A 25,785-nucleotide genomic window follows, 5' to 3' on the forward strand; every position below is an offset into this window, starting at 1 on the left:
AACCGTGCGGGAAATCAATAGCCCCTCCCGGTATGGCATGATATCTTTATGAATTAACAACCACTTAGTCAGGGAATAAGCTATCTCATGGTCAATACTGCCGATGATACAAGTTCGATTGGCCCCCGGTTACGGATGATGGTATCGGTGCTGACCCCCCTGGAGACCCGGCTGGTTAACGCGGTACTGGCGAACGACTTCGACGAACGCGTGGCCCTGAAAGACGTGGCCGCCCGGTGTGAGATGTCGGAAGCGATGGTGGTCAAGACGGCGAAAAAGCTGGGCTTTAGCGGCTTTCGCGAGCTGCGCAGCAAAGCGGCGGAATATAACCGGCTGCCCATCAATGAGATGCATCAGGAACTGTCGCCGACCGACACGGCGGCCGAAATTGTCACCAAAGTCTTCCGTACCTCCGCTCAGGCGCTGGAGGAGACGCTGGCGATCCTCGATATGAAGGCGTTTGAACGCGCCGCAGAGCTGCTGGGTAAAGCGCAGCAGCGGGATTTTTACGGCTTCGGCGGGTCAGCGCAGATTGCCCGTGATGCGGTACATAAGTTTCTGCGCATTGGCGCGCGCGCCACCGCCTGGGACGATCCCCATATGATGCTGATGTCGGCCTCACTGCTGGGAAAAAATGATGTGGTGCTGGCGATCTCGCACTCGGGTCAAACCAAAGATATCCTTGAGGCGGTCAGGGCGGCCCAGGCTAACCACGTGCCGGTGATTGCCATCACTAACTACTCCGGCTCTCCCCTCGCCAATCTGGCCGATACCGTGCTCTGCTCCACCGCGCAGGGATCGCCCCTCACCGGTGAGAATGCCGCCGCACGCGTGGCGCAGCTTAACATTCTGGATGCCCTGTTCGTTGTCGTCGCCCAGAGCGACTACGCCCACGCCGAGCAACAGCTCAACCGCACCATGATGGCCGTCGCCCATAAAAGAAAATAGGCTATCCGGCCTTATCCGGCGTCTGACTCATCGTCATCCGGCCCGACGATCCGCACCAGATGGATCATCAGATAGAGCAGTTCATCATGGGTCAGCGTCACCTGCAGCTGGTTATGGACGTACTCACCAATCAGCTGACTGGCGCGAAAGTGGTCGGGGTACTGACTTTTGACCTGGGTAAAAATAAAGTCGTCTGTGGCGACCATTTGCCGCCCCTCCATCAACCGCTGAATAAAAAACTGCAGGTGGGTGACAAAACGCTGATAATTCAGTGAGTCCTGATTAATTTCCGTACGAAAGTGATACTTTATCAGGGTAAAAATATCCTTCAGCATCTTCACCGACTGCAGCGTGGTTTCCATGTTTTGCACATCGGTCTGTCCGTTAACCAGGTGAAAGGCGATATTACCGGCTTCTTCTTCCGGAAGCACGATCTCCAGCTGCCGGTTAATCTCCTGCACCGCCGCCTGCGCCACCGCGAATTCACGCGGGTAGAAGCGCTTTACCTCGAAAAGCAGCCGGTTCTGGATGGCTATTCCTCTGGCAAAACGTTCGATAGCAAAGCTGATGTGATCCACCAGCGTAAAAAACAGCTGCTCACTCAACGTGGCGTTTAGCGCCACGCTGGCGCGGTCAATCAGGTTCTGCACCAGCGGCAACAGCGATTCCGGGGCGTTTTCTATCACCCGCAGATAATCGCGGCGGGTCTGGCTACCCTGCACCACGAAGATTTTTTCAATCTGCGCTGCGTCCAGCGTATCCCCCACCTTGCTGTTAAAGCCGATACCCTTGCCCATGACAATCACTTCGCCATGCTGCGCGCTGCGGGATAACACCAGGCTGTTGTTAAGCACCTTTTCTACGGTCATTTTGTTCATCGTACTGCCACCCGGCCCCTGTGCGGCTTGCTGTGCGCCCGTACTTAACGGACCGCACCATTGCTGGCGATCACCCGCTGATACCAGCCGAAGCTGGCCTTGCGGATGCGCCGTAATGCTTTCAGATCCTGCTCGTCACGATCGACATAAATAAATCCGTAGCGTTTGCCATACCCCTGATGGGTACTGACCACGTCAATGGCAGACCACGGGCAGTAACCCATCAGCGACACGCCATCGTCTATTGCCAGCTGCATCTGCTCAATATGCCGACGCAGGAAATCAATGCGGTAATCATCGGCAATGATATCGCCCTCCTCTAGCACATCCGGCGCGCCCATGCCGTTTTCTGTGATCAGAATCGGCAAATGATAGCGCTCCCAGGTTTTTCGCAGCGTCAGGCGCAGCCCCACCGGGTCAACGACCCAGCCATAAGGCGTTTTCTCCACCCACGGATTATCGGCTGCGCGATAGACACCGGGCTCACCGAGCATGATTTGCTGGTCACCCGCCCGGGCGCTGACGTCCGACGCATCGCCCCGGCTGGCGGCAATGGTCGCCGTGGAGTAGTAATTGATCGCCAGAAAATCCGGTTTCCCGGCCAGCAGGATCTCTGCATCGCCTGCGGCCATCTGTGGCGCGATGCCGCGATCCTGCAGATAACGCCAGGCCAGCGAGTTATAGCGCCCGTGTGCCGCCACATCGAGAAAGCTCCAGCAGCGCAAGGTTTCCCAGTTGTGAGCGGCAATCGCATCCTCTGGGCGGCAGGTTGCCTGATACATTGAGGTAGTATTGATAGCCGGACCAATTTTGCTGCCGGGCAGCATCTGATGGCACAGCGCCATCACCCGTGCCTGAGCCAGCATCATATGATGGTTCTGCTGCCACAGCGAGGCCGCTGAGGGCAGCTCGCCCCCCGGCGGCAGACCGATAGCGCCAGGATGCAGGATCATCGTGTTCTGTTCGTTGATGGTCAGCCAGTGTCTGACCTTACCTCCAAAGTGGGTGAACAGCGTGCGCGCATAGGCCACAAAGGCGTCGATGGTCGCGCGATCTTCCCAGCCGCCCTGCTGCTCCAGGCACCAGGGCAGGTCGAAGTGATAGAGGGTTGCTAACGGCTCAATACCGTGGCGGTTCAGCTCATCAATCAGACGATCGTAGAAGGCCAGACCGGCGGGATTGACCTCGCCGACGCCGTCGGGGAGGATCCGCGTCCAGGCAATAGAGAAACGGTAGGCTTTCAGGCCCAGTTCCGCAAACAGCTGCACGTCTTCCAGGCAGCGATGATAATGATCGCTGGCGACGGTAAAGTCGGCCGTTTCCTGCGGGTGCTGGCACATATCGATGATCGACGGGCTTTTACCGTCCTCATTCCACGCGCCCTCGACCTGATATGCAGAGGTCGATGCCCCCCATAAAAATCCGTCCGGGAAAGGCGCTGACTGTTGATAAATCATAAGGTATCCCCCTGTTTTGTTGTGGTCAGGGCTAATAAAGGTGTCCCCATCGCTGCCGTCTCTCCGGCCAGCACCTGCACGGACGAGTAGTCATCGCTGTTGACGATCAACACCGGAGTGATCAGTGCATATCCGGCCGCGATCAGCGCCGCAGTGTCAAAGGTGACCAGTACCTCACCGGTGTGTACCCGATCGCCCACCTGCAGTGAAGAGGTGAAATGGGTGCCATTGAGGTTAACGGTGTCGATGCCGATATGGATCAGCACTTCTGCACCGCTGTCTGACAGGATCCCGACGGCATGTTTCGACGGCAGGAAGGTGACCACCACGCCGTTAACCGGGGAGCGCAGCTCACCGTGATCCGGAACGATGGCGATGCCCTGCCCCAGCAGACCTTTGGAAAAGACGTCATCCGGCACTGCCGACAGCGGCAGCACGGGCCCGCTCAACGGACTGAGCAACGTTTCGCTCACCTGAGCCCCGCCCCCGGGGGCTGCAGGCGTTGCTGCCGCATCCGGGTGTACCGCTTCATCAGGGTTAACCGGATCGTCAAAACCCAGCACCCAGGTCAGGGCAAAGGTGACCACAATTGCAATCAGGCAGGTCACCAGCGCATGGACGATATTCATCGGGTTTTCGCCAATAAATGCCGGCAGCGCGGCCAGTCCCGGTGAGACAAAGGCATAGCGCACCACGCCACTCAGTCCCGCATAGATCCCGGCGCAGCCACCGCCAATCATCGCGGCAATCAGCGGACGCTTAAGCTTCAGCGTCACGCCGTACAGGGAGGGCTCAGTAATGCCCAGCAGCGCGGTAAAACCGGCGGAAGAGGCCAGCTGCTTCAGATCTTTATTTTTCGTTTTCAGTGCAACACAGAGAGTGGCAGCGCCCTGAGCGATATTAGACGCCAGCATGCCCGGGCCGTTAATGGTTTCAAATCCCTGACGGGTTAACTGCATGGTGGCAATCGGGGTCATCGCCCAGGCCGTGCCGGTGATCACCAGGAAGGGTTGCAGGCCGCCCATCAGCATAGGGATCAGCCAGCTGGCCTTGACGTTGATCGCCGCTGCGCCGCTGGCGACGAGATCATTAAGAAGAATACCGAAAGGCCCGATCGCCACCAGCGCCAGCGGTGCCGTGACCAGCAGCACAATCATCGGCTTGGTAAAGAAGGTGATCATCGAGGGGGATACGCGCTCTGCGAAGCGCTCCACCCACGACATGATCCACACGGTAAAGATGATTGGCAGCACGGAACCGGCATAATCGGCCAGACGAACGTCGATCCCGATAAAGGTGATCTCCCCGCCTTTCGCCAGCATCTGGGCCAGATTCGGGTGCAACAGCGCGCCGGCAATGGTCATGGCGAGAATGGGGTTACAGGCGAACTTGATCGCCGCCCCGTAGGCCAGCAGCACCGGCAGGAAGAAAAAGGCCGCATCGGCAATGGTGTCCAGCAGCTGATAGGTGGTGCTGCTGGCTTCGATCGCACCGCTGAGTTTGAGAATAGCCAGCAGCGCCTTAATCATCCCGGCCCCGGTGATGGCAGGAATAACGGGCGTGAAGGTGGTGGATATCACGCTGATGATCTGGCTAAAAATACCGCCCTTTGCCGCTGCCGGTTTACCCGCAGGGGCTGCCGTGCCGAGGGCATCCAGCAGCGTTCGATAGGTTTGCTGCACCTGGTTGCCGACGACAATCTGGAACTGACCGCCACTCTCCACCACACCGATCACGCCCGGGAGTTTTTCGATCTTCTCCTTCTGTACGAGACGGGGGTCACTGAACTCCAGGCGCAGGCGTGTGGCGCAGTGCGTCAGCCTGCTGATATTATTTTTACCGCCGGTGAGCGCCAGGATCTCATGGCCGAGTTGTTTGTAATCCACGGTATTCCCTCAAAAAAAACCAAAAAAAAAGACCAAAATAAAAATGCGCCTCATCAAAGAGGACGTGCATTTTCATTTTGGTCTTGCCTGCTTTACCAGTGACATGCCGCAATAAAAAAGGGCGCAACCTGTCAAACCGTTGCGCCGCGATTATCATCATTTCCGGCGTTAACTGGCAATGACTCCCATAACAGATTGGGATCTGGCTCTCATCTTTATGCGGATAAATCCGGTCGCTACTGAATATACGTCGTCGCGGGCAGTCTGGCTTCAGGTCTGAGGCCAGTTTGAGCACGCCGGATCGGCAAAATCCGCCTCCCTGCGGGCCTCGGCACGCGGCGTCCCTGCCGCGTGACGTCCGGCTTACCTCAAACTGGCCCCATCCCCGCAGAACCGTTGCTCGCGGTGGGTTTTAAAACCGCAACAACATGGCGCTCTCTGTGCATTGGTTGGGATGTTGACCTGGGTTTTGACGTTGAGGCGGCAATTAAGCAGCGCTGAGGAAGCGATGTGAACCAGGACGAACCGCCCTTGACGTTGACCGTCGTGCACACCATCACCCCGGGTCAGGGGAAGTCCCTCCCGTGCTACTCCAGCGGCACGAATTTCAGCTTACTCAGCGGCTGCACTTTCTCTTCACGCACCATTTTGTATTCGGTGTCCGGCCCCAGCCAGCGGTTCCAGATGCGGTCAATTTCACCCCCCTGCTCCATCGCCATCAATCCGGCATTCACTTTGGTCAGCAGCGCCTCATCGCCTTTTTTCATCCCAACGGCGACCGGTTCCAGCGCCATCGGCTCTTTGATCATCGCCAGCTTGATATTGTCAGCCGCAGCGCGGTTCACCAGCTGGGTGGCGGTCATACCGTTGGTGACAAAACCCACGGATTTATTCTGTTGCAGTGCTAAGTAGGCCGATGCGGTATCCTGGAACGTCACCGGCTTTGCCTGCGCCATGCGAATGGATTGTTCTGAGGTGGAACCTTTCGTTGAACTCAGACGCTTGCCTTTGAAGTCTGCCGGGGTTTTATCAGCATTGGGGCTTTTCACCACCAGCACCTCTTTCGCAATGTAGTACGGATCGCTGAACTGGATCTGCGCAGCACGGCTTTTGGTGTATGCGAGGTTGGCGATCAGCACATCCACGCGCCCGGTCGTCAGCACCGCGATACGGGCTTCAACGGAAACCGGCATCAGGTTCACCTTGACTCCCAGCTGACCCGCCAGCGCCTGGCACAGGTCAACATCCATCCCCACCAGCTGACGGGTTTTCGGATCCGGTGAGGAGAACGGCGGGACATCAGCGTAAACGCCACAGTTAAGCTGACCACGGCTGGCAATATCAGACAGCGTATCAGCCTGCGCAGACAGGGTGGCACTCAGCAGTAAGGGCAGGCAGATCGCCCACGACAGCGGAAGTTTCTTATTCATCATCGACAGACTCCGTTATTGTGCAGGTGAGATCAGTGCTGACGCAGATCGGTCAGGAAACGTTGGGCGCGCTCATGTGCGGGCCGGGTAAAAAAATCTTCAGGTCGGGCTTTTTCGAGGATCTTTCCTTCATCCATAAACCACACGGTGTCCGCCACTTCACGGGCAAAATTCATTTCGTGTGTCACGCACATCATGGTCATGCCATCCCGTGCCAGACCGCGCATCACGTTCAGCACTTCCCCGACCATTTCCGGGTCAAGCGCCGATGTCGGTTCATCAAACAGCATCACTGGGGGCTTCATCGCCAGCGCCCGGGCAATCGCCACGCGCTGCTGTTGCCCACCGGAGAGCTGAGCGGGCCAGGCATTGGCTTTGTGTGCCAGACCCACGCGGTCGAGTAAAGCCAGCGCCTGTTGCTTCGCCTCGCTGCGCTTCATCCCCAGCACTTTCACGGGTGAAAGCATCACGTTGTCGACCACCGACAGATGCGGGAACAGGTTAAAACTCTGGAACACAAAGCCAATGCGCGCCCGCAGCTTGTTCTGCTGCATGCCGCTGCTGTGAATATCATGACCATCGAACACGATCTGGCCCTCCTGGATCGGCTCCAGGCGGTTGACAGTGCGGATCAGGGTAGATTTGCCGGAACCGGACGGGCCACACACCACCACCACCTCACCGCTGTTCACTTCCGCGTTGAGGTCTGCCAGGGCGTGATACGCGCCGTACCACTTATTAACCTGATTAAACCGGATAATCGGATGCATGCCTTACTCCTCAATAACGGGTTTGGTCACCAGCAACGTGCCGGACTGTGAAGAGGCCACCGGATGGCTGCGATTACGTTTCTGCGCAATGCGCCGCTCCAGCCAGTTCGCCAGCCACGTCAGACTGAAACAGATGATGTAATAGCTCAGTGCCACAATGGCAAACACCTGGAAAGGTTTGGTCAGCAGCTGGTTATTGACCTGGTTGGCCGCAAACGTCAGCTCAGGAACATTGATCACATAGCCCAGCGTGCTGTCTTTAATAATCGAGACCAGCTGGCTGACCAGGCTTGGTAACATGTTGTAGAGCGCCTGCGGCAGGATCACCAGACGGAAGGTGCGGGTGTAGCTCATGCCCAGCGCACGTGATGCCTCGTACTGCCCCGGCGGCAGCGCCTGGATACCGGCACGGACGATCTCCGCGATATAGGCACTTTCATAGATCACCAGGGTGATAAGCATGGTACCGAAGCCGCTCAGGGTGTGCCCCAGTAACAGCGGCAGACAGAAGTAGGTCCAGAACACCACCATCAGCAGCGGGATACCGCGCAGCACGTACACCCAGGCGGTCGCTGGCCAGCGCAGCCAGCGGTAAGGTGACACACGTGCCACGCTTAGCAGTACGCCTAGCGGCAGCGCAAACACAATCGCCAGTAATGACACCAGTAAGGTACAGAGCACCCCGCCCAGCGGGCCGTTCGGATACTGCCCCATCAGGAACAACATGCCGTTCTGCTGTAAAATCGTCAGCATTTCCGTCATCAGACGTTACCTCGCATAGACACGTTGGAAACGTTGCGCCAGCAGCGCACCCGCGCCCATCAACAACAAAGAGAAGAACAGGTAACAGAGCGTTGACACCAGGTATGCTTCAAAGGTACGGAAGGTGTAGTTTTCAATTTCCCGCGTCACGTAGGTCAGGTCTGCCACGCCAATCACCATCGCCAGACTGGTGTTTTTAAATAGCAGCACCGTGTGGTTAATCAGTGCAGGTAACGCATTACGAATGCCCTGCGGCAGAATGATCAGATGCATCGACTGCATATATCCCATGCCGAGGGCGCGGGCGGCTTCCGTCTGCCCCTCCGGCGTGGCACGCAGCCCGCTGCGGATGTCCTCGGAAAAATACGCCGCCTGGCACAATCCCAGCGCCACCAGTGAGAAGACAAATTCGGCGTTGAAATCATTCAGCCACATCTGCACCGATTCCGGCAGCAGCGTGGGGATAGCGAAGTACCACATCATCAGCTGGATCAGCGTAGGCACATTGCGGTGATAAGAGACATAAGCGGCCACCAGCCACTGCAATACGCGCAGATTACTGAGGCGGATCACCACCAGCAGCATCGCCAGTACCATCGCCAGCAGCCAGGAACCCAGCGCCAGTTGCAGCGTGAGCAGCATGCCGTCGATGATCATCTGCCCGTACTGGCCATGCAGAATGACGCTAAAATCAAGTGAACCGTTCATTGTCGCTTGCCCCTCAGTTAATCAGCTTATCAGCGGGTAGCATTGCCAGGACGCATGGTCGACAGCCCACCCGGTACCTGGAGTGTCGGCGTGATCTCGATATGACCAATATTCACCGCCACCGGGGCGGCCAGCGCAAAGGCCACGGTATCGGCGATATCTTTTGCCTGCGGCAGCTCAAAGCCATCGATAAACTGGCGGCGTGCGCCCTCTTTATCTCCGGAGACATTACCGAAGATATCGGTCGCCACACGGCCTGGGCAGATTTCGGTGATACGCACACGTTTGCCATAACAGTCGACACGCAGCTGACGGGAGAGTGCATGTACGCCCGCTTTGGTAGCGTGGTAAATCGAGTTGCCGCCGAAGTTGTAGATCGCCGCAATCGAGGTGATGTTGATCACATGGCCGCAGTCACGCTCCATCATGCCCGGCACCAGCAGGCGGCAGAGATGCAGCACGGCGCGCAGGTTCACATCCACCTGGGTGTCGACATGCTGTTCTTCGGCACTAAGAATGGAGCCAGGATGCGAAACCCCTGCGTTATTGACCAGAATGTCAATCGGCAGGTCGCGGCAGACTTCGGTCAGTGCGTTAACATCCGATACATCCACCACGTGGGGAATACACCCGGTGCGGGCCGCCAGGCGTTCCAGCTCATCACTGCGTCGTGCCAGCGCATGCACCACAATGCCCTCTTTACACAGGCGCTCGACGATGGCTTCCCCCATGCCGGCGGATGCGCCGGTGACCAGGGCCGTTTTGTAATCTGAAAAAGGCATAATGCACTCCTGTTATTCTTCTGGTGTTTTGACTCTATCCCCCCGGGCTTGCCAGGGGGTAAGAGGTAAAGCCTTTGTGGCAATAAGCCACTCTTATAACCGGGCTTAACGGCCTTTTTGTTGTGACAGCGATCTGATTTCTCCGCCATTTGCCTGGATATCCCGGCGCAGACGCGCAATCAGAGCCAGCGCCCCCGGCGTGTCACCGTGCAGCAAAATGGAGGACACATTCATCGGCAGCCGCGTGCCGTCGATGGCCGTGATGGATCCGGTGGTCAGCAGGTCGATCACCCGGCGGCTCACCTCTTCCACATCATGAATAACGGCTCCCGGCGAACCGCGCGGCACCAGCAGGCCATTAGCCTGAAAGGCCCGGTCGGCCAGGAAGGTACAGGCAACGTGCAGCCCCAGTTCCCGGGCGCAGCGTTCAACGGCATTGCCCGGCGTGGTGCTGATAATCAGCGCGGGATCAAAAGCCCGTACCGCCTGTAACAGCGGCCGTGCCAGGGTCTCCTCTTCTGCCGCCATATTGCCCAGTGCGCCGTGAAAACTCATGTGCGTCAGCGGATAGTGGGCAGCACGGGCAAAGCCGGATAACGCCCCCAGTTGATAGGTGACATCGTGCACAAGCCGGGCCGGGTCGATCTGCATCCGGCGGCGACCAAACCCCTGTAAATCCGGGAAACCAACGTGGGCACCCAGGTCAACACCGTGTTGTTTCGCCAGCGCAACGCTGCGAGCCATAATGGTGGCGTCCCCCGCATGAAATCCGCAGGCCACGTTCGCCGAGCTGATCAGTGCCATCAGTCCGGCATCATCCCCGAGGGTGTAGTCGCCAAAGCCTTCGCCGAGGTCGGCGTTAAGATCGATGCTGCGCATGGCTCTGTTCCTCTGTCTGTGGTTTTTCCTGCGGCAGCAATTGCATCAGCGCCTGGGCGTACTCCACTGCCTGACCTTGTGTCGCCTCAATGCTTGTCAGGATGCCGTCCTGCGGCGCACGGACCGGCAGGCAAAGCGGCCCGGCCTGAACCAGCGCCAACAGACAGCCTGCTTCCACCGGCCCGGAAACGGGGCCGACGTTTTTACCGCTCAACGGGTCCTGTAACCAGAGGCGGCCCGGCATCGGTGCCGTGACGGCAACCGGCATGACGGGCAATGCTATGGCAGCAACCGGCTCGGGGGCGGCGGCGGGCCGCTGACTTCCCGGCTGACAGGTCATGCGAATGGCATAGTCCGCGCTGTTAATTTGCAGGCTGGTCAGGCCGCTACGCTGCATCTGATTGACCAGGCCCTGTAACTCTCGAAATGCTAACATTCGTTCTCCTTTTATCGGGTCAGCCCGCGCTACGGCGGTAACGTTCAATCTGATGACACAGGTTATCCAGCCAGCGGTCCTGCACCTGCTGTGCCTGCTGTGCCTGAAGCCGATCCACTTCCACAAAACGTACCTGGCTGCCCACCGGCACCTGTCCCAACAGCCACATGTCGGCGTCGATCACCGTCCCCAGTTTCGGATAGCCTCCGCTGGGTTGTGCATCACGCATCTGAATAATCGGCTGGCCGCTATGGGTGACCTGGATAACGCCCGGGATGATGCCGTGAGAACGCATCTCCAGCGGCACTTTTGCCACCAGCCCTTCGCCTTCCAACCGGTAGCCGTAGCGGTTGCTTTGCGGTGTGATACGCCACGACTGCTGCCAGAAGCGCTGGACCGATTCCGCCGTGAAGCGGGTGTATTCGGTCGCGGGCAGCACGCGGATTTCCGACACCTGCAATGGGCCTGCTTGCAACGTCAGTCGTGGTGAGGGAATACCGAAGTCAGAGGCACCGCGATAGTCAGGGGTGCGGGCGTTCAGCCGGTCGCCTGCCCTGAGGCCGCGTCCCTGCCAGCCGCCAAATTCACCGCGTAACTGCGTGCTGCGCGAACCGAGCACCCGGGGAACATCCACCCCACCCGGCAGGTGCAGATAGCTGCGGGCGGAAAAACGCGAGGCATTGAGCGTCAGCACTTGGCCTGCGCGGGCGTATGCCACCCACCATGCGGGAACCGGCTTGCCGTCCAGCGAGGCCTGGCTGTCACCGCCGCTCAGGGCAAACAGGCCATCGCTATGAAAACGGACACGGAAAGGAAACAGCGGGACTTCAATCACTGCGTCGTCCGGGTGGTTACCCAGCAGCGCATTACCGAGGCGCAGCGCCAGAGGGTCCATCACCCCCGCCGTACCGACGCCGTAATGCAGCGCGCCGAAGCGACCATTGTCCTGCACGCTGGTGAGCGGTGTGGTGCGTTCAATTTCGATCATGCCAGCACCTTTTCCACGCGAAAACGAATGCTGTCACCGGGCTGCAAGCGCACCGGCGGTTCAGCGTGGGCATCAAAGAAGATAAAATCCGTGCGGCCGATGGTGTTCCAGCCGCTCGGTCCGGCGGAGGCGGAAACGCCCGTCTGCACACCGCCAATCGACACTGAACCACCGGGAATGCTCTGCACCGGGGTACTGCGACGTGGCGTGGCGATCTGCGGGTCCATATTGCCGAGATAGCAGTAACCGGGATGGCTACCGAGAGCATAAACCGGATAGAGGGGTTCGCTGTGGCGCTGAACGATTTCCTGGATCGTCATACCGGTGTGTTCCGCCACATCGCAAATATGCGGCCCCGGTTCGCCACCGTAGATGACGTTCAGTTCGATGATGCGCCCGGAGAAGGTTTTACTCTCCCCACGCTCCCACTGGCGCAGCAGCTGTTCCGGCAGCAATGCGGCCCCGCACCACTGTGGGTCGAACACCAGCATCAGGTTGTTCATCCCTGGCACCACGCCGCGAATACTGTTCAGCCTGGCGCTGTAGTCTGCCAGCGCCCAGATGCGCTGCTGGTTCACGAGTGAGAGTGCCCCCGGCGCTTCAAACAGCAGCGCGTGGGTGCCCAGCCAGCTGATTTGCGGTGCCTGTAACTGACCTGCTGGATCCATTCCTCATCCTCAACATCATATCCGTCAACGGAAAGCCCGACATAAGGCCACTGTAGCCCGGTCGTTCTGCCAGTCTGTAAGAGGGTTTCGCTTTAGGGGGATAAGACAGACTTATTACTCTTCATCCTTCAAGCTGTAGGGGCGTTGGCTGCCCCCCAGTCACATAGTTATCTATGCCCCTGGGGATTGGCGGGTTGGCCGCCTTCCTGCAGCTCGAATGATTTTGAGTCATTGACTCGTTGTACCCGGGATAAGTGCCGGTCACCCCACCAGCGTCAGTGGGCGATTGTCCTGGGTGCGTTCGGCCATCAGCGCCAGCAGGATTTTTTTCACCGCCTCGGCAGGCTGTGAAAGCGGCAGGTGATCCGAGGTACAAAATGAGAGTGGCGCCTGAATGCCCGGGTCGACAATCTTCGCCATGCGTGCATGGGCCTGCGCCACCATGTTGCGCGCAATGGACTCCGGCAGAATAGTGGCACCGAGGTTATTATCCAGCGCCAGCGCCAGCGTGGAGGCTGACTCAATTTCACATTTTACGCTGTAAGAGAGGTTTTTCTGCACGAAGGCTTCATCAACCAGTTTGCGCATAATGTTGTAAGGACGCGGCAGGAACAGCTCCAGATGTGCAATCTCTTGCAGGGTAACGGTTTTACCAAAGCTGGCGGTGCCCTGCGGCGTCACCAGATACAGGTCCTCTTTCATCAGCGGGATAAACGCCAGCCCGTGCACCTGACGGTTGCCATACAGCACCGCCATATCCATACGCCCGCTCATGATCAGTTCACTGAGGGTGGTGCCGAAGCTTTCATTAAAATAGAGCAAAATGCCCGGGTGCTGTTTACGCACTTCTTCCATCAGCGGCAAGGCCAGCAGCGAGGCCGCCGTACCGGGCGCCAGCCCGACCGACACCTGCCCACTCAGTGCCTGCCCGGCACCATCAATAGCACTTTGTGCCTGTTCGCACTGGCGCAGGATCGCCTGGGCGTGCGCATAAAGAATATTGCCCGCCTCGGTGGGCGTGACGCCGCGTTTGGTGCGGATCAGCAGTTGCTGTTTGACTTCGCCTTCCAGCGATGCCAGCTGCTGGCTGAGGGCAGGCTGCGCGATGTGCAGAATATCAGCTGCCTGAGTCAAACTGCCGACATCGACAATTTTGATAAAGTATTTGAGCCGCCTGAGATTCATCGTGACCTTCCTCTTCTGCGCTGCGCTGCGGTAACCATCGGGTGAAGGGGAATATAGCAAGATCCAGACCACTCTAAGGGTGAGCGCCGACACACCAGGAAAGTTAATATGTAAAACAGTGAGATAGATCTCGATCTTAACCGTTTTTTAACATCCTTTTTCTCCGTTCTGTGATGCAGCGCTGCACCAATAAATGGCTTTTGCTTATGGCTCTGCCCCATCCATAAGCTTTCGCTCTTGAATCAGAACAAACTCCTCTTAGCCGAAGCGCGCCGGTGTTCGTAACTTAAGGCTATTACGCCACCGACCGGAGTGTTGCCATGAGTGCCATCCATATTGCTAATCGCGTTACCCGCATTAAACCCTCGCCGAGCAGTACCGCTTCCGACCGCGCCAATGCGCTAAAACGTGCCGGAAAATCGATTGTTAATCTGGTGGTGGGTGAGCCGGACTTTGACACCCCCGCGGTGATCCGTCAGGCCGCCAGCGCCGCGATTGAGCGGGGCGAAACACGCTATACACAGAACAATGGTACCCCTGCACTGCGTACGGCGATCGCAGAGAAGTTCCTGCGCGAAAACCGTCTGACGGTGAATGCCGACGATGTGATTGTCACTAACGGGGCCAAGAGCGCCATTTTTAACGCCTTTGCCGCCACGCTGGAAACCGGCGATGAAGTGCTGATCCCGGCACCTTTCTGGGTTTCCTATCCGGATATGGTGCTGGCCTGCGATGGCCGCCCGGTGATTGTCACCTGTAGCGAGCAGGACGGGTTCAAACTGACACCGGAAAATCTGCGCGCGTCGATTACCAGCCGCTGCCGCTGGCTGCTGATTAACTCCCCTTCCAACCCGAGCGGTGCCAGCTATACGCGTGCCGAGCTGCGCGCACTGGCCGATGTGCTGCTGGATTATCCGCACCTGGCGATCATGACCGACGATATCTACGAGCATATCCGCTATGACAATGCGCCGAATGTGCATCTGCTGGAGGTGGAGCCGCGCCTTGCTGACCGTACCCTGATCGTCAACGGCGTGTCGAAAACCTACGCTATGACCGGCTGGCGTATCGGTTATGCCACCGGGCCGAAAGCGCTGATCGCGGCGATGGGCACGCTGCAATCGCAGTCCACCAGTAACGCCAGCTCCGTCAGCCAGGCTGCGGCACTGGCGGCGCTGAACAGCGGCACCGAATTTATCACCCACAGTCTGGAGGTTTACCGCCAGCGCCGTGACGACATGGCCGCCCGTCTGAATGCCATTCCCGGGCTGAGCTGCCGTCTGCCGGAAGGCGCCTTTTATCTTTACGTCAACTGCGGGGGTCTGCTGGGGAAAACCACGGCGGAAGGGCAACGTCTGTCAACGGATAACGACGTGGTGCTGTGGTTGCTGGATACCGCTGGCGTTGCGGTGGTGGCTGGGGCTGCTTACGGCCTGTCGCCTTATTTCCGCCTGTCGATTGCTACCGATTTACCTGCCTTGCAACAGGGCGCGGATCTGATTGCCGCTGCCGTTGCCAGCCTGAACTAAACGAGGATTGTTATGACTGTTGGTAACCGTATTTTCTTACAACGTGATTTACAGGCCGCGCCCTGGGTTGAGGCGTTCCGCACCCTGCCTGCGGCTGTAGTTGCAGACTGCATGAGCCGTCTGCCTGCGCTGGCCTGCGATATTCGGCTGATGAGCAATCCGTCCCATTCCACCATGTGCGGTCTGGCGGTGACGGTCAAAGCCCGTTCCGGTTGTAATCTGATGCTGCATAAAGCGATGGATATGGCAGGTGCGGGCGATGTGATCGTGGTGTCGAACGAAGGCGATCGCAGCCAGGCGCTGATGGGGGAAGTGATGACCACCTGGGCACGCCAGCGCAATATTGAAGGACTGGTACTGGACGGCGCGATCCGTGATATTGAGGGCATCAGCAAGATGGATTATCACCTGTACGCTGCCGGCGTCACGCCCGGCGGGCCGTTTAAAGATGGCCCTGGTGAGATCAATGTGCCGATTGCCTGTGGGAATATTCATGTCTCGCCGGGCGATATCATTCTCGGCGATCACGATGGCGTGATAGTGATCCCCAAAGCAGACGCCGCACAGATACTGGAAGCGGCACAGGCCTACCTGATTGTTGATGAGCGCAATTTTGAACTGGCGCAGCGCGGGGAGCTGGAACGGGAGTGGATCGACCCCTGGCTGGCCGGTAAGGGCGTAGAAGTGATTGACGGGCAGTATTAAGCTTTTGCGAACTGTCGCAGGCTCTGCTGATCTGCACGATTGTCCAGGTCAACATCAAAACCCAGGTCAAAACCCTAACCAATACACAGAGAGCGTCATGCTGTTGCGGTTTTAAAATCCACAGCGAGCAACGATTCTGCGGGGATGGGACCAGTTTGAAGTAAGCCGGACGTCACGCGACAGAACGTCGCGTGTCGAGGCCAGCAGGGAGGCGGGTCTTGCCGATCCGGCGTGCTCAAACTGGCCCCGGACCTGAAGCCAGACAGGAAGCCATTAATTTTTTTGGGGATATTTCTACTCCACGGGCGTGACCGCCCCCTTCCCTGCAAACCACCCCGCCAGATTATCCACCACATTTTGTGCCATCGCCTGACGCGTCTCGACCGTTGCACTGGCAATATGCGGCATCAGTACCGTGTTGGTCAGCGCCGCAAAACGCGCATCAATCCCCGGTTCATTATCAAACACATCCAGACCGGCACCGCGAATAGTATGATTTTGCAGCGCCTCAATCAGGTCATCCTCATTCACCACCGCTCCGCGCGCAACATTAATCAGAATGCCCTCTTTCCCCAGCGCGCTGAGGATCTCTGCATCTACCTTCTTGCGGTTACGCGCATCTCCCGGCACGGCCAGCACCAGAAAATCACTGAACTGCGCCAGCTGATGCAAATCGCCAAAACGCTGCCATCCAGGCTCACTGCTCTGGCGGCTGTTGCAGTAACCGATCTGCATATCAAAACCCACACAGCGCCGGGCAATCGCGGCACCAATCTTACCCAGCCCCATAATCCCCACACGTTTACCGCACAGCTTATAACCCAACTGCGGCGGGCGTTCCTGCCAGGCCCCGCTGCGCAGAAACGCATCCTGCGCCACGATCTGCCGTGACACACCAAGCATCAGAGCCAGTGCCAGATCCGCCACATCATCCGTCAGAATGCCGGAGGTGATGGTCACCGTGATATCACGATCGCGGGCAGCCGACAGATCGATACCATCGGTGCCAACACCAAAAACAGCGATCAGTTCCAGCGCAGGTAGCGCAGCCATCAGATCGGCCGCCAGCCCGACATCTCCCCGGGTGGCAACCGCTTTGATCTTGCCTGCATGTTCCTCAAGAAAGGCGGCCACGTCCGTTTGTTCATACAGACGATGACAGTAATAGTGCTGGTGCAGAACCTCGCTCAGTTCCGGCATCAGTGGCTGAATAATCAGAATGTCCTGTTTCATTGCGGGTACCTTTATTATTAACGTCAGGGTAAGAGGAAAAACACGTTAATAACCTGGCAGAGTTTCGCTATCCCTCCAGCAACATTCTACTTATTACCTGATAAGCTGAGCTTATTGCTGCGCGGTGCGGGCTGCTGCAAGCAGGCCATCCAGCCACGCCTGATGACCGTTAATCATCGGGTCAGGGCGGGTTAACGCCAGCTCCCGTGCCGGTTTGCCATTCTGCGTCTCCTGCGTCAGCACCCGTACCCGGCCATCCGCCAGGGCTTCAATCAGCCAGGCATGATGTACATCCAGGCGGCTTTCGCTGTCGTCTCCGCACCCGCCGTGCCAGGCGATGCGTCCTGCGCTGCCCGCCAGCGGTGGCTCAAATTCGTTTACTTCGGCCTCGACCGGGAAACCAAAAGTGGTAAAGCGGAAGCGTGCGCCATTCGTCAGACGTGGGCCAGTGCCATCGTGGAAACGTATATCACTGGCATTGCTGTAGTAACCCGGCCATGCCGCCGTATCGGTCAGCTTGTCCCACAGGGCGGCGACGCTGACACCGGTAACGATCATTTCATTGGAGGCAAAGTTGTCGCTTAAACCCGGGATATAGCCTTGCGGCCAGATAATGCTGTTCATCAGGGAGATGCCTTTTCGTTGTGAAGTTAAGGCTATGCTGCGCCCGCCTGAGACATAAAACCAATCGCCATCTTTTATTTAAGATATCATAAAAACAAATATCTTAATCCGTGAGCCTGCCATCATGACCGATATCCGCACGCTGGATCTTAACCTGCTGAAAACTCTGGACGCGCTGCTGGATGAACGTAGCGTGACCCGCGCCGCGCAGCGGCTGGCCCTGACGCAGCCGGCGGTCAGCGGGATGCTGACCCGGCTGCGCGAGTGTTTTGATGACCCGCTGTTTACCCGTACCCGTCACGGCATCACCCCCACCCTGCGTGCGCTGGAGCTGGCCGCGCCGGTGAAACAGATCCTCGGCGAAGTCAGCCTGCTGCTGCAGCCGACGGTTTTTCAGCCTGCCAGCGCACAGATGTCACTGCACATTGCCGCTACCGACTATGCGCTGAGTGCCGTTGTCGTCCCCTTTATTGCCGCGCTGCGCCAGCAGGCACCCGGCGTGCGCGTCAGCGTGCAGCAGGTGATCTACGGGCGGCTGGCAGAGCAGATGGCCCGGGGTGAAACCGACCTGGCACTGGTCACTCCGGACACCACGCCGCCGGAACTGCATGCCCGCCACCTGTTTGACGAGCAGTACGTCTGCCTGCTGCGCCCCGGGCACCCGGATGCGGGAGCAGGTACCCTGCCCTTAGATCGTTTTTGCGCGCTCGATCATGCGCTGGTCTCACACAGCGGAACGCAGTTTCGTGGCGTCACCGATGAGGCTCTTGCGGCTGTCGGCCGGCAGCGCCGGGTGACGCTGGCGGTCAGCAGCTTTCTGGTGCTGCCGGAGATCCTGCGCAGCAGTGACCTGATCGCCGTTGTGCCGCAGCGTCTGGCAGCCAGCGCTCCCGATCTGGTGCAGATGGTCCCGCCCGTCACCCTTAGCGGATTCAGTAAAACCGTGGCCTGGCATGAGCGCAGCCACCGCGATGCGGGACACCGCTGGCTGCGGGCGCTGCTGTTCGCTACGCTGTCGTCGTGATTAGCACTCGACGCTTATCGGCCCGCGTGCTTCGTGGCGTAATGTTACTGACTGTCTCTCTAACCCATTAATATTAAAGGTTGATTATGTCCGCACTGTTTACGCCGTTTACCCTGAAAGATGTCACGCTGCGTAACCGCATTGCCGTCCCCCCTATGTGCCAGTACAGCGCCGAAGATGGTCTGACCACCGACTGGCACCAGGTCCACTATCCTGCCATGGCACGCGGCGGTGCCGCTCTGGTGATCGTGGAAGCGACCGCGGTATCACCGGAAGGTCGTATCACCCCGGGATGTACCGGGCTGTGGAATGACCAGCAGGCAGAAGGCATGGCGCGGATTGCCGCATCGATTAAAGCCGCAGGTGCCGTACCGGGTATTCAGATTGGGCACGCCGGGCGTAAAGCCAGTGCTAATCGTCCGTGGGAAGGCGACGACCATATCGCCGCCGGGGATCCGCGCAGCTGGCAGACCCTCGCCCCGTCCGCCGTGGCGTTTGGCCATCATCTGCCGCAGGTGCCGAAGGCAATGACCCTGGAGGATATTGCCCGGGTGAAAAGGGATTTTGTCGCTGCCGCGTGCCGCGCGCGCGATGCCGGGTTTGAGTGGCTGGAGCTGCACTTCGCCCACGGCTATCTGGCTCAGAGCTTCTTCTCCGTTCACGCCAACCAGCGTACCGACGAGTACGGCGGTGACTTCGCCGGGCGCAGCCGTTTCCTGCTGGAAACCCTGGCTGCCGTCCGTGACGTATGGCCGGAAAACCTGCCGCTGACGGCGCGTTTTGGCGTGATTGAATATGACGGGCGTGACGAGCAGACGCTGGCAGAATCCATTGAACTGACCCGGCTGATGAAGCAGGGTGGCCTGGATATGCTTAACGTCAGCATCGGTTTCTCGATTGCGGAAACTGAGATCCCGTGGGGGTCTGCCTTCCTGGCTCCGGTGGCAGAGCGCGTGCGTCGTGAAGCGGATCTGCCCGTGGCGTCGTCGTGGGGCATTGAGGTGCCAGAGGTGGCCGAGCGGGTCATTGCGGAACAGCAGATGGACCTGGTGATGATTGGCCGCGCCCATCTCGCCAACCCCCACTATCCGTACTACATGGCGAAGAAACTTAACGTTGAGCAGCCCTCGGGGGTTCTGCCTGTGACGTATGCGCACTGGCTGGAACGCTATCGTTTAGGAGAGTAGTTCACTGAAGACCGGGGCGTTCATCCCCGACCGCCCCGGTCTGTTTCAGCTACGTTCAATCTTCTTTGCGGCCTCATCCAGCGCATCAATAATGGCAAACAGCGTCTGCTGTGACAGCCCGTCCTGCGACAGGCGCACGTTGAGCGCCGTCTTCATATTATGGATAGCGCGCTCCACATCCGGCAGGCTGCGGTTGTTGACCAGTACGGCCAGCGTGGAAAGACGCTGGACAATCGCCGTCACGGCAGGCTGATGCTGCGCCAGCTGCGCCTGTCCCGCCGCTTCCAGTCGGTAAGCTTTACGCGCCGCCAGCGGGTCGACGACGGCAATGCACTCCATCTCCTCCAGCAGCGTCAGATTGGGATAAATGATCCCCGGACTGGGGGTATATTCCCCTTTCGACAGCTCCTCAATGGCTTTGATCAGCTCGTAGCCATGCGCGGAGCGCTGATGGAGAAAATGCAGCAGCAGCAACCGGATATCGCTGGCATCCACTATTTTTTCCCGACGCTTTCTGCGGCCCACGCGGGCTGCACTATCTGCCTGGCAGGCGGAGGATCCCGACCGCATCTTACTTGTCGTGCCAGTAGGCGACGGCACGCACATAGGTCGCATCGCAGCCGCGCTGTTCAATAAAGTAGTCACTGAGTTTTTTGACAAACTCACCCTCACCCGTCAGCCAGATAAAGTAATCCCCGGCCGGCAGCGGCAGCGTATTGAAGGTATCAATCAGTGCAGCCAGATTTTCTGACTGCATATTGCCGCTACCCATCCAGGTGACATCAACGCCATTCAGCTTTTCCAGATAAGCCTGACCGACGGCTTCATCCACCCACGCGAACAGCTTATGCTGCTGACCGCTGAGGGTCTCCTGACGGCGTTTAAAGGCGGGCAGCCCGCTTTCATCACAGACATACAGCTGGAAAGCATAATCATCCGGCACCACCAGCGAACCGCGCGGCCCGCCAATGGCCAGCCTGTCGCCAGGCTGTGCCTGTGCCGCCCAGTCGCTGGCCACGCCGCCGTCATGAATAAAGAAATCCAGCGTCAGGGTGTTCGCCACCCCGTCAAAAAACAGCGGCGTATAGTCACGGGAAACCGGACGCGCCCCCTCTTTCCACACCACGCCCTCCTCCGTGACCTCCGGCAGGTTCAGCGTGCCGCTGCTGTCGGGGAAGAACACCTTGATGTGGTCATCAAACCCGGGCGAGATGAAGCCAGACAGATCCTCGCCGCCAAAATCGATGCGCCAGAAGCTTTCGGCCACACGGGTTTTGCCGGTGACGGTCAGCTGGCGAAAACGCAACTCATTGCGTACGCGCTGCGGCACCCGGCTTGCTTTCACAGAATCAGTGGACATGTTTACCCTTCGTTTTTGTTGAAATCAGGAATCATTCTCATTCGAGAGTAAAATATATCTATGATATATCTTGAACGCAAGCACTGTCAGTGCTGATCCCCGGGCAAAAAGGGTGCAATCTGTGCGTTATTTCTGTTCCGGCAGGGGCCGGTATTTCCACAGCCAGCGTCCGCTGTTCATCCGGCGGTAGAAGCATGCACCCCGGATCATCCAGTCCAGGAACATCCCCATCCAGATCCCCACTACGCCAAACCCCAGCACGACGCCCAGCAGATAGCCAGCCACAATCCGTCCGCCCCACATACTCAGCAGGGATACCCACATGGTATAGCGCGCATCGCGCGCGCCCTTCAACCCGGCGGGAAGCACCCACGATGCCGCCCACAGCGGCATAAAAGCGGCATTCAGCCACACCAGCAGTTTCACCACATGGATGACCTCTTCGTCCCGGGTATAGAACTGCGCCAGCAGCCCGGCAAACGGCACCGTCAGCAGCGCCAGCGCACAGAGAAAGAAGGTCGACATCCAGAAGATATAGCGCAGCTGGCGCTCCGGCTGGCCTAACTGCCCGCGTCCAAGGCGTGTGCCGACAATGATCGTGGAGGCCGAACCGAGCGCATTGCCCGGCAGGTTAATCAGCGACACGATGGAGAAAGCAATAAAGTTACCGGCAATGACGTCGGTGCCCATCCCGGCGACAAAAATCTGGGTTAACAGCTTGCCGCCGTTAAACAGCACGGACTCAATACTGGCCGGGATGCCAATCCCGAGAACTTCCCGCAGGATGCTCATATTCAGCCGGGTAAAATAGCTTTTCAGTGAGATTTTCAGCGCCGGGACAAAACCAATCACCAGCACGTAAATCACCGCCGCCGCGCCGATATAGCGTGAAATCGTCAGTCCCAGCCCGGCACCAACAAATCCCAGCCCGTGCCATGAGAAACAGCCATAGATCAGAATGCTGCTGATGATGATGTTGAGGATATTCATTCCGCCGTTGATCAGCATCGGAATTTTAGTATTTCCCGCCCCGCGCAGAGCCCCGCAGCCGATCAGTGCAATGGCGGCCGCCGGGTAGCTCCAGGCCGTGGTTTGCAGATAGGAGAGCGCCAGCGCTTTCACCTGCGGCTCGGCTTCACCGGCAATCAGATCGATGATCTGCGGGCCTGCGAACTCAATCGTCAGCGCCAGCAGGACGGCAAACACCGTCATAATAATCAGCGACTGTCGGGCTGCGGCAACCGCTCTTTCCCGGTTAAGTTTACCGAGGCTGAACGCCACCACCACCGTGGTGCCGAGGTCGATAGCGGCAAAAAAGGAGATGATCACCATGTTGAAGCTGTCGGCCAGACCAACCCCGGCCATCGCTTCCTTTCCCAGCCAGCTGACCAGGAAGGTACTGAGCACCCCCATCAGCAGGACGCAAAGATTCTCAAAAAAGATAGGCACGGCAAGGGGGGTTATTTCACGCCAGAACAGTACCCGTGAAGAACGTCTTTTCGGATACCATGCAGTACGCTTTATCGCCTGCTGCAGAGAAACGCTGAGGTTTTGCAAGATTGATCCAGTTTTTCACAGGGGAAAATGAGCCTACGCTAACCAGATGATGGTAAAAGACCGGTCAATATGCAAAGTCTTTTTATGTTTCAAAATACGGCAAAAATAGGCGGCCGGTCCGGGCCGCCAGGTCCCTTTACAGCAGGCGTCGGTGCAGCAGTTTTTCCAGCACCGCGACAGGGGCCTGTTCAGGATGTTTCATACCGGTTACCGGCAGTAGAAACGTCTGCTCCAGCATAAACTGACCGCCCATGGCGGCGTGGGGCGTCTGATCGGCGAAGCAGATCCAGCTGCTGCCCGCCGGTAAAGACAGGGCGACCTGGGGCCCCTGCTCCTGATAGCCCTGATCCGCTTTCATCGCATCATGCAGCCGCAGCATCATATGATCGTACCCTGTACGAAAAGATTTGGTCATGCCCAGACGGTGTTGCAGCCAGCTGTTCAGGGGAGAATAGCCTTTCATATGCGGCATAAAGCGCTGTGCCAGTACCGGGAACGGTTCACCGACGCGCCACTCGCGGTGCTCACCTGCGGGATTGATATTGGTAAAGATACGCAGGATGCGCTCCCCCTGAATCGGCCGGGAGGGGAACGCATCGACGTGCAGGCGGCTGTCATCTTTGCGCCATGAGCTCTTTTCCCGCCACGCTGTGACCGGGTGCAGGCGCAGCGTATTGACCGGCGAGTGCAGTACATGGCTGTATTCGGGCAACAGCGCATCCACCAGTTGCAGACAGTGACGATAGTAACGCGCCAGCAGCTGGCTAACCTGAGGGGCATTTTCCGGGCGGGCAATGCCACGCAGCTGGCCTTTATCTGCATTAAAGCTGATATTTTTGCGTTTAGGATCGGTCAGTGCCGGGTTCAGTAACGCCTGTTCCTCTGGCAGCAGGGAGAACGTCAGACGGGGAAGAAACAGGACTTTACCCTGCTCCAGTGACTCCAGCGCGTGCGTATCGGGCAGGGACTCATCCCAGCGGGTCAGAGGCAGCGTACAGATGACCTGCTCCCGGGTTAACGATTGTTCAGACATATTATATCCTTATAGACTGCTGTAAGATCCTGTGAGTTCAGCGAATAGTATATTCTGCGGTTTAAATCAAAATTAAACCGGAGTTCAACCGGATGGACGGAATCGGTGCAGCCGCGCAGCAACGGATGCGGATCCCTTTTATTGCTAAACTGCGCTATTAAAAACAGGAGTTAACCATGAGATCCCGCTCTGTGACGCTGGAGGATGTCGCCAGCGCCGCCGGTGTGTCCTATCAGACCGTATCCCGGGTGCTGAACCATTCAAGCCAGGTCGCAGAACAGACCCGCAAACGGGTGGAGGCGGCCATGCTGGCGCTGAACTACGTGCCCAACCGGGTCGCGCAGCAGCTGGCCGGGAAAAATACCCGAACGCTCGGTCTCGCCACCAGCGATCTGGCGCTGCTGGCCCCGGCGCAGATCGCCTCAGCCATCCAGCGGCGAACCAGCCAGCTGGGCTATCATCTGGTGATCGCCATGGCGGACGACGGTGGTGCGCAGCAGGCGGTCAGCGATCTGCTCTCTCAGCGGGTAGACGCGCTGTTAATCAATGTGCCGCTGGATGCCCAGGCGGCGCAGCAGATCGAACGGATGGCGGCCTCCCTGCCCTGTCTGTTTCTGGATGTCGCTGACGACGCCGACGTGCCCAGCTGCAGCTTCAGCGCCCATACCGGCGCGCGCCAGGGCGCGGAGCATCTGCTGCAGCTCGGGCACCGGCGTATCGCACTGCTTAACGGCCCGGCAGACTCGGTGGCGGCACGCGCACGCACGGCGGTCTGGCGTCAGGTGCTGGAGGAGCATCATCTGACGCCTGTCTGCCAGTTTGAGGGCGACTGGAGCGCACAGTCGGGCTATCTGGCCGTGATGCAGCTAATGGGGCAGGTCTTACCGACGGCCCTGTTGGTGGCAAACGATCAGATGGCACTGGGTGCGATGCAGGCGCTGCATCAGATGGGCGTAGCGGTACCCGCTGACGTCTCGGTGGTGGGATACGATGATACGGCCGACAGTGCCTGGTATCAGCCGCCCCTGACCACCGTGCGCCAGGATATGCGCCATCTGGGTGAAAGAAGCGTTCAGTGGCTGACTGACCAGCTTGAACAGCCCGGCAGGCAGGCGCTGCTGCCGCCCTTTGCCACCGACCTGGTGGTGCGGGCCAGCACAGCCGCGCCGCGTGCGGCAAAACGCCTCGCGCATCCGGTGGCGGCCGAGCTGCGGCGACTGGCGCAGCAGCTGGACAATGACGGGCAATAAAAAAGCCGGGCTGCGTAAGCCCGGCTTTCTCGTGTTGCGCTGAACTGACCGTGCGTCGTTACGCTTTCGGTTCACCCAGAGATTTCAGTTTCTTGGACAGGTCACGGCGCTCTTTCGACAGGTCAGCATTTTTGATGATGTAGTCATCAACGCGATCTTCGTAATCGCTGCGCATGCTGGCGATAATCTCCTGGATGGCTTCCACGCTCATGCCTGGCTTGATGTACTCGCCGAGGTTGTCCAGCAGCAGCACACGCTTCTGGTTATCACGGATTTTCTTTTCGTTGTCGGTAATTTCACGCTGAAGCTTGTTCTTACGACGGAACATACGCACGAACTCCAGTACGTCCTGAAATGATTGTTTTGCATTTTCCATGAAGACACCTTTCATTTGGGCCTGCGCATACAGGCATCATTATCGTGGCTATCAGCTTAACGGCGAGCCGCTGCCGATGGCAATTTTAAACTTACTGAACCGGATTCCCCCTATCTTACCCTGAAGCGAG

The 25,785-nt window shown here is 58.4% G+C and carries 25 protein-coding genes and 1 pseudogene; 6 read left to right on the forward strand and 20 right to left on the reverse strand.

From position 1 onward, the window contains the following. Positions 1–87 precede the first annotated feature (87 nt). Positions 88–948 carry a MurR/RpiR family transcriptional regulator gene (locus ACZ3HG_RS06015; protein ID WP_191932841.1) on the forward strand — a complete coding sequence of 287 codons (861 nt, stop codon included), beginning with the start codon at positions 88–90 and terminating at the stop codon, positions 946–948. Between the two features lie 11 nt (positions 949–959). Here ACZ3HG_RS06015 and licT read toward each other — a convergent pair whose 3' ends face one another. From licT to nac, 13 genes are all read right to left on the reverse strand, one after another. Next, positions 960–1,817, reverse strand: coding sequence for a BglG family transcription antiterminator LicT (gene licT / locus ACZ3HG_RS06020; RefSeq protein ID WP_191933126.1), 858 nt, complete (start codon positions 1,815–1,817; stop codon positions 960–962). Between the two features lie 53 nt (positions 1,818–1,870). Beyond that, a complete protein-coding gene (locus ACZ3HG_RS06025) occupies positions 1,871–3,283 on the reverse strand; it encodes a glycoside hydrolase family 1 protein (protein ID WP_465332259.1) in 1,413 nt (470 codons plus the stop codon). Then, positions 3,280–5,169 carry a beta-glucoside-specific PTS transporter subunit IIABC gene (locus tag ACZ3HG_RS06030; protein WP_465332261.1) on the reverse strand — a complete coding sequence of 630 codons (1,890 nt, stop codon included), beginning with the start codon at positions 5,167–5,169 and terminating at the stop codon, positions 3,280–3,282. The genes ACZ3HG_RS06025 and ACZ3HG_RS06030 overlap by 4 nt, the downstream gene beginning before the upstream one ends. 587 nt (positions 5,170–5,756) lie before the next feature. Continuing rightward, positions 5,757–6,599: an ABC transporter substrate-binding protein gene (locus ACZ3HG_RS06035; protein WP_423244814.1), complete on the reverse strand. Its 843-nt coding sequence runs from the start codon at positions 6,597–6,599 to the stop codon at positions 5,757–5,759. 32 nt (positions 6,600–6,631) lie between these two features. After that, a complete protein-coding gene (locus ACZ3HG_RS06040) occupies positions 6,632–7,369 on the reverse strand; it encodes an amino acid ABC transporter ATP-binding protein (protein WP_191932845.1) in 738 nt (245 codons plus the stop codon). A 3-nt stretch (positions 7,370–7,372) separates the two neighbouring features. Further along, positions 7,373–8,131 (reverse strand): amino acid ABC transporter permease, encoded by a 759-nt coding sequence (locus tag ACZ3HG_RS06045; protein WP_191932846.1) that lies wholly within the window; start codon positions 8,129–8,131, stop codon positions 7,373–7,375. A 6-nt stretch (positions 8,132–8,137) separates the two neighbouring features. Further along, positions 8,138–8,839 (reverse strand): amino acid ABC transporter permease, encoded by a 702-nt coding sequence (locus tag ACZ3HG_RS06050; protein ID WP_133841587.1) that lies wholly within the window; start codon positions 8,837–8,839, stop codon positions 8,138–8,140. A gap of 29 nt (positions 8,840–8,868) precedes the next feature. Then, on the reverse strand, positions 8,869–9,621 hold the full coding sequence (locus tag ACZ3HG_RS06055; RefSeq protein WP_137269425.1) for an SDR family oxidoreductase: 753 nt from the start codon (positions 9,619–9,621) through the stop codon (positions 8,869–8,871). A gap of 105 nt (positions 9,622–9,726) precedes the next feature. Continuing rightward, complete coding sequence (locus tag ACZ3HG_RS06060; protein ID WP_465332265.1) at positions 9,727–10,500, reverse strand: LamB/YcsF family protein; 774 nt, start codon at positions 10,498–10,500, stop codon at positions 9,727–9,729. Then, positions 10,481–10,936 carry an acetyl-CoA carboxylase biotin carboxyl carrier protein gene (locus tag ACZ3HG_RS06065; protein WP_191932849.1) on the reverse strand — a complete coding sequence of 152 codons (456 nt, stop codon included), beginning with the start codon at positions 10,934–10,936 and terminating at the stop codon, positions 10,481–10,483. The genes ACZ3HG_RS06060 and ACZ3HG_RS06065 overlap by 20 nt, the downstream gene beginning before the upstream one ends. Positions 10,937–10,955: 19 nt before the next feature. Beyond that, complete coding sequence (locus tag ACZ3HG_RS06070) at positions 10,956–11,924, reverse strand: 5-oxoprolinase subunit C family protein (RefSeq protein WP_465332268.1); 969 nt, start codon at positions 11,922–11,924, stop codon at positions 10,956–10,958. Further along, positions 11,921–12,592, reverse strand: a complete 672-nt coding sequence (gene pxpB, locus ACZ3HG_RS06075) for a 5-oxoprolinase subunit PxpB (RefSeq protein WP_191932851.1) — start codon at positions 12,590–12,592, stop codon at positions 11,921–11,923. Before pxpB ends, ACZ3HG_RS06070 begins: the two co-directional genes overlap by 4 nt. 261 nt (positions 12,593–12,853) lie before the next feature. Further along, positions 12,854–13,777, reverse strand: coding sequence for a nitrogen assimilation transcriptional regulator NAC (gene nac / locus ACZ3HG_RS06080; protein WP_137269430.1), 924 nt, complete (start codon positions 13,775–13,777; stop codon positions 12,854–12,856). A 320-nt stretch (positions 13,778–14,097) separates the two neighbouring features. On the opposite strand from nac, the gene ACZ3HG_RS06085 reads away from it, so the two are divergent. Next, positions 14,098–15,306 (forward strand): aspartate transaminase, encoded by a 1,209-nt coding sequence (locus tag ACZ3HG_RS06085; protein ID WP_191932853.1) that lies wholly within the window; start codon positions 14,098–14,100, stop codon positions 15,304–15,306. A 12-nt stretch (positions 15,307–15,318) separates the two neighbouring features. Continuing rightward, positions 15,319–16,011 (forward strand): RraA family protein, encoded by a 693-nt coding sequence (locus ACZ3HG_RS06090; protein ID WP_191932854.1) that lies wholly within the window; start codon positions 15,319–15,321, stop codon positions 16,009–16,011. Between the two features lie 294 nt (positions 16,012–16,305). Here ACZ3HG_RS06090 and ACZ3HG_RS06095 read toward each other — a convergent pair whose 3' ends face one another. Further along, positions 16,306–17,244, reverse strand: coding sequence for a 2-hydroxyacid dehydrogenase (locus ACZ3HG_RS06095; RefSeq protein WP_465332271.1), 939 nt, complete (start codon positions 17,242–17,244; stop codon positions 16,306–16,308). Positions 17,245–17,355: 111 nt separating this feature from the next. Further along, a complete protein-coding gene (locus ACZ3HG_RS06100) occupies positions 17,356–17,868 on the reverse strand; it encodes an SRPBCC domain-containing protein (RefSeq protein ID WP_465332273.1) in 513 nt (170 codons plus the stop codon). Between the two features lie 121 nt (positions 17,869–17,989). Between ACZ3HG_RS06100 and ACZ3HG_RS06105 the strand changes: the two genes are divergently transcribed. After that, positions 17,990–18,892, forward strand: coding sequence for a LysR family transcriptional regulator (locus ACZ3HG_RS06105; protein ID WP_465332588.1), 903 nt, complete (start codon positions 17,990–17,992; stop codon positions 18,890–18,892). An 86-nt stretch (positions 18,893–18,978) separates the two neighbouring features. Then, positions 18,979–19,995, forward strand: a pseudogene (locus ACZ3HG_RS06110) (NADH:flavin oxidoreductase/NADH oxidase); the annotation flags it as partial. 129 nt (positions 19,996–20,124) lie between these two features. Here ACZ3HG_RS06110 and ACZ3HG_RS06115 read toward each other — a convergent pair. The 4 genes from ACZ3HG_RS06115 to ACZ3HG_RS06130 all read right to left on the reverse strand — a co-directional run bounded on the left by ACZ3HG_RS06115 (position 20,125) and on the right by ACZ3HG_RS06130 (position 24,029). After that, entirely contained in the window at positions 20,125–20,649 is a 525-nt protein-coding gene (locus tag ACZ3HG_RS06115) for a PadR family transcriptional regulator (RefSeq protein WP_191932859.1), read from the reverse strand. 1 nt (position 20,650) lies between these two features. After that, the gene (locus ACZ3HG_RS06120) at positions 20,651–21,439 is read right to left on the reverse strand and encodes a siderophore-interacting protein (RefSeq protein ID WP_465332276.1); all 789 of its coding nucleotides are present in this window, start codon (positions 21,437–21,439) and stop codon (positions 20,651–20,653) included. Positions 21,440–21,565: 126 nt separating this feature from the next. Then, positions 21,566–22,996: an EmmdR/YeeO family multidrug/toxin efflux MATE transporter gene (locus ACZ3HG_RS06125; RefSeq protein ID WP_191932861.1), complete on the reverse strand. Its 1,431-nt coding sequence runs from the start codon at positions 22,994–22,996 to the stop codon at positions 21,566–21,568. 136 nt (positions 22,997–23,132) lie between these two features. Continuing rightward, complete coding sequence (locus ACZ3HG_RS06130; protein ID WP_191932862.1) at positions 23,133–24,029, reverse strand: Kdo hydroxylase family protein; 897 nt, start codon at positions 24,027–24,029, stop codon at positions 23,133–23,135. Positions 24,030–24,205: 176 nt separating this feature from the next. Here ACZ3HG_RS06130 and ACZ3HG_RS06135 point away from each other — a divergent pair, with 176 nt between their 5' ends. After that, positions 24,206–25,279: a LacI family DNA-binding transcriptional regulator gene (locus ACZ3HG_RS06135; RefSeq protein ID WP_191932863.1), complete on the forward strand. Its 1,074-nt coding sequence runs from the start codon at positions 24,206–24,208 to the stop codon at positions 25,277–25,279. A gap of 58 nt (positions 25,280–25,337) precedes the next feature. Here ACZ3HG_RS06135 and ACZ3HG_RS06140 read toward each other — a convergent pair whose 3' ends face one another. After that, positions 25,338–25,655 (reverse strand): DUF496 family protein, encoded by a 318-nt coding sequence (locus ACZ3HG_RS06140; RefSeq protein ID WP_062742786.1) that lies wholly within the window; start codon positions 25,653–25,655, stop codon positions 25,338–25,340. Positions 25,656–25,785: the final 130 nt, after the last annotated feature.

It is taken from the genome of Erwinia sp. PME.40.26/001, from assembly GCF_055556675.1.

Bases quoted from the DNA above. Each gene is read 5' to 3' on its own strand.
- ACZ3HG_RS06015 (WP_191932841.1), top strand. From the start codon at position 88: ATGGTCAATACTGCCGATGATACAAGTTCGATTGGCCCCCGGTTACGG.
- licT (WP_191933126.1), bottom strand. From the start codon at position 1,817: ATGACCGTAGAAAAGGTGCTTAACAACAGCCTGGTGTTATCCCGCAGC.
- ACZ3HG_RS06025 (WP_465332259.1), bottom strand. From the start codon at position 3,283: ATGATTTATCAACAGTCAGCGCCTTTCCCGGACGGATTTTTATGGGGG.
- ACZ3HG_RS06035 (WP_423244814.1), bottom strand. From the start codon at position 6,599: ATGAATAAGAAACTTCCGCTGTCGTGGGCGATCTGCCTGCCCTTACTG.
- ACZ3HG_RS06040 (WP_191932845.1), bottom strand. From the start codon at position 7,369: ATGCATCCGATTATCCGGTTTAATCAGGTTAATAAGTGGTACGGCGCG.
- ACZ3HG_RS06045 (WP_191932846.1), bottom strand. From the start codon at position 8,131: ATGACGGAAATGCTGACGATTTTACAGCAGAACGGCATGTTGTTCCTG.
- ACZ3HG_RS06050 (WP_133841587.1), bottom strand. From the start codon at position 8,839: ATGAACGGTTCACTTGATTTTAGCGTCATTCTGCATGGCCAGTACGGG.
- ACZ3HG_RS06055 (WP_137269425.1), bottom strand. From the start codon at position 9,621: ATGCCTTTTTCAGATTACAAAACGGCCCTGGTCACCGGCGCATCCGCC.
- ACZ3HG_RS06060 (WP_465332265.1), bottom strand. From the start codon at position 10,500: ATGCGCAGCATCGATCTTAACGCCGACCTCGGCGAAGGCTTTGGCGAC.
- ACZ3HG_RS06065 (WP_191932849.1), bottom strand. From the start codon at position 10,936: ATGTTAGCATTTCGAGAGTTACAGGGCCTGGTCAATCAGATGCAGCGT.
- ACZ3HG_RS06070 (WP_465332268.1), bottom strand. From the start codon at position 11,924: ATGATCGAAATTGAACGCACCACACCGCTCACCAGCGTGCAGGACAAT.
- pxpB (WP_191932851.1), bottom strand. From the start codon at position 12,592: ATGGATCCAGCAGGTCAGTTACAGGCACCGCAAATCAGCTGGCTGGGC.
- nac (WP_137269430.1), bottom strand. From the start codon at position 13,777: ATGAATCTCAGGCGGCTCAAATACTTTATCAAAATTGTCGATGTCGGC.
- ACZ3HG_RS06085 (WP_191932853.1), top strand. From the start codon at position 14,098: ATGAGTGCCATCCATATTGCTAATCGCGTTACCCGCATTAAACCCTCG.
- ACZ3HG_RS06090 (WP_191932854.1), top strand. From the start codon at position 15,319: ATGACTGTTGGTAACCGTATTTTCTTACAACGTGATTTACAGGCCGCG.
- ACZ3HG_RS06095 (WP_465332271.1), bottom strand. From the start codon at position 17,244: ATGAAACAGGACATTCTGATTATTCAGCCACTGATGCCGGAACTGAGC.
- ACZ3HG_RS06100 (WP_465332273.1), bottom strand. From the start codon at position 17,868: ATGAACAGCATTATCTGGCCGCAAGGCTATATCCCGGGTTTAAGCGAC.
- ACZ3HG_RS06115 (WP_191932859.1), bottom strand. From the start codon at position 20,649: ATGCGGTCGGGATCCTCCGCCTGCCAGGCAGATAGTGCAGCCCGCGTG.
- ACZ3HG_RS06120 (WP_465332276.1), bottom strand. From the start codon at position 21,439: ATGTCCACTGATTCTGTGAAAGCAAGCCGGGTGCCGCAGCGCGTACGC.
- ACZ3HG_RS06130 (WP_191932862.1), bottom strand. From the start codon at position 24,029: ATGTCTGAACAATCGTTAACCCGGGAGCAGGTCATCTGTACGCTGCCT.
- ACZ3HG_RS06135 (WP_191932863.1), top strand. From the start codon at position 24,206: ATGAGATCCCGCTCTGTGACGCTGGAGGATGTCGCCAGCGCCGCCGGT.
- ACZ3HG_RS06140 (WP_062742786.1), bottom strand. From the start codon at position 25,655: ATGGAAAATGCAAAACAATCATTTCAGGACGTACTGGAGTTCGTGCGT.